We start from the raw sequence: 4,760 nt of genomic DNA on the forward strand, positions 1-4,760 counted from the left end.
GACCAACAGTCTTTGCAAAATGCTCATCAGCCAGCAGCTGACCTGAAAACGCAACGCCAAGCTGCTCAAGACCAGTTAACGTCTGCCTATAATAAGACACTGAACTCATTAGCGGCCGATCCAACCCTTCTCATTAGTGAGGAACAGACCCAAGCCGCTACGTTGGCCCAGTCTTACCAGGCTGCTAAGGATTCGTTGAGCAGTGATAAAACACCAAATGCCCAGACGATTGCCGATGCTTTAGCAGCCGGCTTACAAACCATCACCTATACACCTGGTACAGCGCTAGCTGACCAGAAAAAGGCCGCAGATAGTCAAGTTTCCGATGCTGCGCAAGCAGTTATCACGGATATTTCAAATGACCCAACGTTGACGGTATCAGCGGTTCAAAGTCAAACAGATGCCGTTACGACTGCTGCGAAAGCGATCACGGACAAAATTACTGACGCACAAAACGCCGAAACGATTAAGAATTTAATCGCGGATGTTAAGGCTGTTTTGGCTACAAACCATACCCCAGGCCAAGCCGTTGATGGTCAACAAAGCGCTGCCAACACGGCTGTCAGTGGGGCTGGAACTCAAACAAACCAGGCAATCCAAAATGATCCAACCTTGGACCAAGCAACCAAGGATGCCCAAAAGGCTAAAGTTAATCAAATCGTCAAGGATGCTTTGGCTAAGATTAATGCGGACACCCAGGCCGCTCAAATTGAAGCTGATAAAAACCAAGCTACTAGTGATATTTCTCAGGCCCACCAAGCCGGCCAAGCGGTGACGGGCCAACAATCAACCGCTATTGCTAGCTTAACAACAGAGGCTGGTAAGGTTTCAGATGCTATCGATGCAGATGGTCAGCTAACTGATGACCAAAAGACCAAGCAAAAGGCTGATGTCGCAACCGACCTTGACGCTGGTAAGGCCAACATTAACAAGGCGACGACTGCTGATACCATTAACCAGGCTTTGGCTGCCGCCATCAGCAAGGTTGATTCCGACCACCAGACGGGTGATACCATCCAGCAACAAAAGGCAACTGCTGTTCAGAATTTGAAGACAGAAGCCGATCAAATTAAGGCTGCCATTGCGGCTGACCCAACCTTGGATAACGCTGCCATTGCAGCTCAACAAGCTAACGTGGGAACGACCTTAGATAAGGCCATCAGTAATATTCAAGCCGACACTGTAACTGATGCTCAGACCATTTCGCAGTTGCAAACCGCCGGAAAACTTAATATTGATAACCAACACCAAGTTAATACCGTCAGCCTAGCTCAGCAAATTATCAATGCCCGGGCTACCTTATTATCGAACCATGATGATGTTAAGGCTGCCATCAATGCTGAAAAAACCCTAACCAATGCGACTAAGGCAACCCAGCAAGGTAATTTGGATGCAGCTTATAACAAGGCTGACTCGAACATCCAAAATGCGACGACAGCCCAACAAGTTGAAGATTACTTGGCCGCTGGACAAACAGCGGATAATGCGACCTTTGTTGTTGGTGCAACCCTTACAGCTCAACGGACAAGTGCCTTAAACGCCTTGGCTACGGCTGCTCAGGGTACCAATATTTTGATTGCTATTGATCAAACCTTGACCAATGCCCAAAAGCAGGCGCAAAGAGCCCAGGTCACCGCAGCTGTTCAAGCTGGTCAGGCGGCCTTGGCCGATAACCAGACACCAGATGCTCAGGCAATCGCGGATGCATTGACGAATGCTCGCAATAGCATTTACGACTTGCACAAGGCCAACAGCCAAACGGTTGACCAACAAAGTACGACTTACCAAGGTCAATTAGACCAAGAATTGACAACCATTCAGGGCAATATTGATGCTGATAAAACTTTGACTAGCTCTGCTAAGACCAGTCAAAAAACGGCGGCCCAAACGGCCCATGACCAGGGCATTACTGCCTTGCAAAAGGCTAGCTCTGCCCAAGCTGTCTTGGATGCCTATAATGCCGCTGTGACGAATGTTGATGGTAGTCACCAACCAGGTGTTGATTTGGCAACGCAAAAGGCTGCAGCAAATGCTGCTTTGGCTTTGACTGCTAAGACGACTAAGACTGACGTTACCAAGGACCCAACGCTTTTGACGGCGGACCAGGTGAACCAACGGGCCAAGATTGATGGTGACTTAAGTCAAGCAGCGACAGCTATTAATAATGCTGCCGATGCCGATGCTATTATTGCCGCGCAACAGGCTTGGAATGGGACTTTGACCACTGACCACGTCACCGGGACGCCATTAGCGACCCAGCAGGCTCAAAAGATTGCGGACTTGAACCAATACGCCGGTAGCGACACGAATCCTGTTGGTGTATGGGCGGCTATCGATGCCGATCCAACCTTGACTGATGCTGACAAGGCGACCCAAAAGGCTGCCTTAGCAGCGACCCTGAAGTCTTACACAGATAAGGTTACCGCCCAAACCTTTGCTCAAGCAGTTGTTGATGTGACCAGCAAGGCCCAGAGTGACCTCTTGGCTGACCACACGGTTGGTTTGAGCTTAGACGATCAGAAGGCTGCAGCTAAGAAGGACACAGGTCTTACGGCTACCCAAGTTCAAAAGAACATTGCGGCTGAACCAACCCTAAACACGGCTCAAATCACGACAGAAGTGGCGAATGTGACGTCAACGTTGACGTCTGTTAACCAAAAGATTGACTCAGCTACTACTGCTCAGGCAATCTTAGACGCCAAGAACCAGGGAAACATTGATATTAACAAGCAATTTGTTGTCGGTGACCCAATTGCCGACCAAATTGCTGCTGCGAAGGCAGCGGTGGCGACTAAGTCCGACGATGTTCAGGCCGGAATTGAAGCCGACCCAACGTTGACTAAGGCCGAACGAATTACCCAAGAAGATAATATCAAGGCTTATTTGTTGACCTTGGACTTGCCATTTAGTAACGCGACGACGGCCCAACAAATCATTGGTGTCAAAGAAACCGCCATTGATAAGATTCAAAGTTTGCACGTGGCTGGCTCAACACTCGAACTCCAGCGTGATAACGCCAAGGGTGCCCTTGATACGGTTGCCAACCAAGTTTTGCAAACGATTACAGATGATAAGAGTCTGACTGATGAAGCCAAGGCAGCTCAGCGCCAAGACGTGGCGAATCCTTTGGCAGCTGGTCACACGGCTATCGACCAAGCGGCCGATGCCCAGGCTATCTTTGACCAACAAGCTAGCCAAACAACTGCAATTCAGGCCCAACACAAGGTGGCCGAGGATGTTCAAGTTCAGTGGCAAGCGGCCAAGGAGGCCTTCCAAACTGAGCATGATACGGTTTATAACGCGATTGTTGCGGATCAGACCTTGACTAACGACCAACGGCAAAGCCAGTTGAAGGCTGTCGACCAGACCCTTTTGGCTGCTAATGCCGCCTTGGCCAATGCGATTACGGCTCAGAACATTTTGGATGTTAAAACGGCTCAAATTAAAGCCATTGATGGCAACCATGTCCCTGGGCTAAAGATTAGCGACCAAGTTACTCAAGCCAAGCAGGCTCTCTCTGACCTGAAAGATCAGTTGAGTAGTGCTGTGGCTGGGGATAATAACCTGGTTAATACCAGTAAGGCTGCCCGTCAGGCCCTCTTAATTTCAGACTTAGCCAAGTACCAAGGTGAACTTGATACTGCTGGAAACGATTCAGCAACCACTGGTCAAATTATCTTAAACATCTTGAACTACGGTAAGAATGCTCTGCAAAATGACCGGAAGTCAGATGATGGTGTCGGCGCCTCAGTTGACCAAACTTTGGACCAACAAAAGGCGAGCGCCAAGGCTCAAATCCAGGCGTTGACCAAGACTGTCCAAGGAAAAATTAATATTGATAACTCTTTGAGTCAGCAAATGATTGATGATCAGACTGCTTCTAACAGTAAGATTGCTAGTCAAGCTTTGACCGACTTAGATGGGGCTTTGAATGCTCAGGATTTGGCTGATAAGTTGCAAACGGCTCTGACGGCCTTGAACAAGGTCTATCAGACTAACCCAACCTCCTTTAGTGACCAACAAAACCAGGCTAAGGCTGCCTTGAAAGCAACCTATGAAGAGGTTAAAAAAGCGATTAATACCGATCCATCCTTGACGAGTGCTGTCAAAGCTAGTCAGGTTGCTCAGTTGGATAACGCGCTCTTGTCCGGAACCAATCAAATTAGCGGTGCCAACAAGGCGGTTGATTTGAATACAATCATCCCCGTCGTTACGAAGGCTGTCACGGACGTTCACCAAGCAGATAACTTGGAAGAACAACGTCAAAACCTACAGAATTGGTATAACAGCCGCGTCCAAGCACTGGCTGCGACTGAAAGTGCTAAACCAATCTTAGCCAATGAACAGTCAGCTTTGGACCAAGCGATTACCCAGGCTGAAACTGCCTTGCAGACTCAGATTACGAATGCCCCTGATGCCGATACCTTGGTGGCCCTTGGTAAGAGTGGTTTGACCACCTTTACCAATTTGACCCTCCAAGTCAACCAGGCTCAGGCTCGTAACGCCGTCACAACGACAGCCAATACGGAAATTGCTAAGGTTCAGAAGGATACCTCGTTAACAAAGTCCGGCGCTACTGGGCAAGATGCCCAAGTTAGTCAAATTAACCAAACGTTAACAAACGTTCTTGCTAATATTGCTTCCGCCACAACCGTGGCCCAAGCATCAAAGGCCCAAAGTGACGGGATTACGGCCTTGCAGAAGATTTATACTCCTGCTAGTCAGAGCTTTGACCAGCAAAATCAGGCGGCGCAAGCCAG

The 4,760-nt window shown here is 48.8% G+C and carries 1 protein-coding gene; it reads left to right on the top strand.

Going from position 1 to position 4,760, the window contains the following annotated elements:
• Positions 1-4,760: beta strand repeat-containing protein (locus tag AOQ29_RS06120; RefSeq protein ID WP_061993611.1), on the top strand; the 4,760-nt coding region annotated here is incomplete at both ends.

The organism is Fructobacillus ficulneus, assembly GCF_001047075.2.
GTDB classification, from domain to species: domain Bacteria; phylum Bacillota; class Bacilli; order Lactobacillales; family Lactobacillaceae; genus Fructobacillus; species Fructobacillus ficulneus.